3 protein-coding genes are annotated in these 4,028 nt (G+C 68.8%); 2 read left to right on the top strand and 1 reads right to left on the bottom strand.

Features of this window, described 5'->3' with window-relative positions; genetic code table 11:
* Positions 1–42 precede the first annotated feature (42 nt).
* Positions 43–2,397 carry a transglycosylase domain-containing protein gene (locus tag ACFWVV_RS37650; protein WP_384359118.1) on the bottom strand — a complete coding sequence of 785 codons (2,355 nt, stop codon included), beginning with the start codon at positions 2,395–2,397 and terminating at the stop codon, positions 43–45.
* Between the two features lie 375 nt (positions 2,398–2,772).
* Here ACFWVV_RS37650 and ACFWVV_RS37645 point away from each other — a divergent pair, with 375 nt between their 5' ends.
* Positions 2,773–3,741: an SPFH domain-containing protein gene (locus ACFWVV_RS37645; protein ID WP_384359120.1), complete on the top strand. Its 969-nt coding sequence runs from the start codon at positions 2,773–2,775 to the stop codon at positions 3,739–3,741.
* Positions 3,738–3,989, top strand: coding sequence for a hypothetical protein (locus ACFWVV_RS37640; protein ID WP_384359122.1), 252 nt, complete (start codon positions 3,738–3,740; stop codon positions 3,987–3,989). Before ACFWVV_RS37645 ends, ACFWVV_RS37640 begins: the two co-directional genes overlap by 4 nt.
* Positions 3,990–4,028: the final 39 nt, after the last annotated feature.

Genomic DNA, 4,028 nt, shown 5'->3' with positions numbered 1-4,028 from the left:
CAGGTGCCGCCCGCCGCTCTGCGTTCCGTACCCGGGCCGCCGCTAGGGCTGCTTGGGTGGCCACGGCTTGTCGCCGCCGCCTCCCGGGTTGCCGCCCGGGACACCGGCGTCGCCACCGCCGACGTCGCCCGGTCCTGTGCCGGGATCGGTGCCCGGGTCGGGGTCGGGGTCGGGGTCGGTGGTGCCGGGGCCGCCGTTCTGGCCGCCGTCCTGGCCGCCGTTCTGCTCACCGTTCTGGCCGCCGTCCGCCGGGGGCTGGGTGTGCTTGGGCGGGTCGGGGGTGTGCTGGGGCGGCGCGGGGGTGTGCTCCGGCGGCTTGGTGGTCTCCGGCGGTTCGGTCTCCGCGGGGGTCGTGGGCGGCGCCGTGGTGGGCGGCGGCGGGGGGGGCGGCGTACGGAAGTCGGCGCCCTCCTTGACCTCCAGGTCGAACTCGGCCGACTTCTCCTTCTGGTTCAGCGCGCCCAGCGTGTAGTCGCGCCAGATCTGGGCGGGGAAGCCACCACCGTTGGCACGTCCGGCGTGGGCGGTGCCGGTGAGGCTGACCTGCTTGCCGGTCTTGGGGTCCTGGCCGAAGAGGGCGACCGCGGTGGACAGCTTGGGGGTGTACCCGGCGAACCAGGCCGACTTGTTCTGCTCGGAAGTACCGGTCTTGCCGGCCGCCTGGTACTCGTCGCTGTCGGCCTTGGCGCCCGAGCCCTCCTTCATCACGTTCTGCAGGACGGAGGTGACGGTGTCGGCGGTCTGCCGCTGGAGGCCGCCGGAGTCGCTGATGCTCTCCGGCACGATGTCCGGGACGTCCTTGTGCTCGGCCTTCTTGATGATCGACGGCATGACCTTCTTGCCGTGCGCGGACAGGGAGGCGTAGGCGCCCGCCATGTCCATGGTGTTGGCGCTCATGGTGCCCAGCGACATCGCGGGGGTCGCGCCGAACCCGCCGCGGTCCTTCATGCCGGCCCGGATCGCGGTCTCCTTCGTCAGGTCCTCGCCGACGTCCACGATCATCTGCGCGAAGACGGAGTTCACGGACTTGGCCATGGCCTCCTGGACGGTGATGTCGCCGTAGCTCCGGTTGTCCTCGTTCTGGGGGTTGAACGGGATCTCGCTGCCGACGACCTTCCGCCTGCTGGTGCCGTCGTAGACCGTGTTGGCGGTGATCGGCTGGCCGTCCTGGGTCTCCGAGCCGTTCTCCAGAGCCGCCGCGAAGACGAACGGCTTGAAGGTGGAGGCGGGCTGGTAGTCGGTGCGGGTCGCGTTGCTGATCTGGTGGGTCAGGAAGTCGGCGCCGCCGTAGAGCGCGACGACCGCGCCGGTCTTGGGGTCGACGGAGGTCGCACCGGCCTGGACGGTCGCGTCGACCTTGTTGCCCTTGCGGTCCAGCTTGGACTCCAGCTGCCGGTGGACGGCCTTCTCCAGGGCCTGCTGGCGCTTCTTGTCGATGTTGAGCGTGATGGTCCAGCCGCCGGCCGCGAGCTGCTCCTCGGTGACGTTTTTCCCGTGCACCTTCAGGTACTGCTTCGCCGCCTCGACGATGTATCCGGTCTGGCCCTTGAGGCCCGGCGAGAGCTGGACCGGCTTGGGCCACGGGAACTTCATCCCGGCCCGCTCGGACTGGTTCAGCTCGCCCATCTTGACCATGTTGTCCAGGACGTAGTTCCAGCGGTCCATGACGAGCTTCTTGTTCGTCGGGGTCGCGCTCAGTACGTCGTAGCTGCTGGGCGCCTGGAGCAGGGCCGCCAGGTAGGCGCCCTCCTCGACCGTGAGGATCTTGGCGTCCTTGCGGTAGTAGGCCTGCGCGGCGGCCTGGATTCCGGCGGCGCCGCGGCCGTAGTAGCTGGTGTTGATGTAGCCGAGGAGGATCGTCTCCTTGTCGTACTTCTGATCCACCTTGAGCGAGATCACCAGCTCCTTGAGCTTGCGGGAGACGGTCTGCTCGGGCGTGAGGTAGTAGTTCTTCACGTACTGCTGGGTGATCGTCGAGCCACCCTGCTTGCCCTTGCCGCTGAGGGTGTTGATCACGCCTCGGGCGGTGCCCTTGAAGTCGATGCCGCTGTCCTCGAAGAACGACATGTTCTCGGCGGCGACGAAGGTCTTCTGCACCTTGGGAGGGATGTCCTTCAGCGCGACGTTCTCCCGTGCGTACTCACCGCTGCCGGTGCGCGCCATGATCGAGCCGTCGCTGTACCGGAAGACGTTGCTCTGCGTCTTGGCAGAGGCGTTGCCCGGCGGGATCTCGGTGAGCGTGTAGAGGGCGATGAAGCCCGCCATTCCCAGCAGGCAGAACCCGAAGAACGTTCCGAGCACCTTCTTCAAGGTGAAGAAGCGGCGTATGCCACTCCTCTCTCCCGGTGCCCGGCGCGACCCACGCTGCCGGGCCTTTCGCGCATCCGCACGGCCCATTGGTCAGTTGCTCCGTCTCTCAGTCATCGCTCGCCATACTCACCGGGTCAGCTCCGAAAGCTAACACCGCCACCTAGGACAAAAACGGGTCAATCACGTGGTTTACGGACGTGACAATCAGCACCTCCCCCCAGGGAACCGACGAACCCCAAGGCCCAAAGGTTGCCATGCGTGACGGAAGTTGAGGAAACACGTCCGTATTGCACCTCTATGCAGTCGCTCCGCGCCGGGATAAAGTGATATCACTTTGCTAGACCAGCAGAGGCCGGGCCCGACTGCGCCCGGCGTGCGTCCGGATGTACGCGCGGATACGGCTGCGGATCGCCTCGCAGGCCGCACAGAGCTCGTACGCCGCACAGAGAACGGGGACCCCTCATGTCGACCACCTCCACCCACGGCCCCACGCCCCCCGCGGTCGATCCCGCGGACGGCCTGCCCGAGATGCCCGCACCCCGGGTGACCGAGTTCCAGGCGCACAGCATCGCCGGCGGGCTCGCCCTGCTGCTCGGCCTGCTGGGCGTCGTCGTCGCGGCCGGACTGATCGTGCTCGGCGTCGCGGCGGGCGCGGGGGGCAGTGTGGGCCTGACGATCACCCTGATCGCGCTGGGCATCCTGCTCTTCTTCGGCGCGCTCCTCGCGATGAGCGGGCTCAACATGGTCGCGCCGGGCGAGGCGCGGGTCGTCCAGCTCTTCGGCCGTTACCGGGGCACCATCCGCACGGACGGGCTCCGCTGGGTGAACCCCCTCACCACCCGCAACAAGATCTCCACCCGGGTCCGCAACCACGAGACCGCGGTGCTGAAGGTCAACGACGCGTACGGCAACCCGATCGAGCTGGCCGCGGTCGTGGTCTGGCGGGTCGAGGACACCGCGCAGGCCTGCTTCGAGGTCGACGACTTCCTGGAGTTCGTCTCCACGCAGACCGAGGCAGCCGTCCGGCACATCGCGATCGAGTACCCCTACGACGCCCACGACGAGGCCGGTCTCTCGCTGCGCGGCAACGCGGAGGAGATCACCGAGAAGCTCGCCATCGAGCTGCACGCGCGCGTGGAGGCAGCCGGTGTGCACATCATCGAGTCCCGCTTCACCCACCTCGCGTACGCTCCGGAGATCGCCTCCGCGATGCTCCAGCGGCAGCAGGCGGGCGCCGTGGTGGCGGCCAGGAAGCTGATCGTGGAGGGCGCGGTGGGCATGGTCGAGCAGGCGCTCGGCCGGATCGCCGAACAGGACATCGTCGAACTGGACGAGGAGCGCAAGGCAGCCATGGTCAGCAACCTCCTGGTGGTGCTCTGCGGCGACCGCGCCACCCAGCCGGTCATCAACACGGGCACGCTCTACCAGTGAGCGACGACACCGAGGACGCCCCGCCGAAGCAGGCCGCCCGCAAGGAGCCGCGCAAACAGGTGCTGCTGCGGCTCGACCCCAAGGTGTACGACGCCCTGGCGCGCTGGGCCTCCGACGAGCTGCGCAGCGCGAACGCCCAGATCGAGTTCCTGCTGCGCAAGTCCCTCACGGACTCGGGCCGGCTGCCGAAGAACACCGGCCCGCTGCCGCGCCGGGGCCGGCCACCGAAGGACCCGGCACCGGAGTGACAGGCAGGGGGGGGGAGGGGCCGGAGCGGTGCTCCGGCC

The sequence above is a fragment of the Streptomyces sp. NPDC058663 genome (assembly GCF_042716745.1).
Lineage (GTDB): Bacteria > Actinomycetota > Actinomycetes > Streptomycetales > Streptomycetaceae > Streptomyces.
Note: the sequence above shows the minus strand (reverse complement) of the source record. Positions and strands in the feature narration are given on the sequence as shown.

Bases quoted from the DNA above. Each gene is read 5' to 3' on its own strand.
- ACFWVV_RS37650 (WP_384359118.1), bottom strand. From the start codon at position 2,397: ATGGGCCGTGCGGATGCGCGAAAGGCCCGGCAGCGTGGGTCGCGCCGG.
- ACFWVV_RS37645 (WP_384359120.1), top strand. From the start codon at position 2,773: ATGTCGACCACCTCCACCCACGGCCCCACGCCCCCCGCGGTCGATCCC.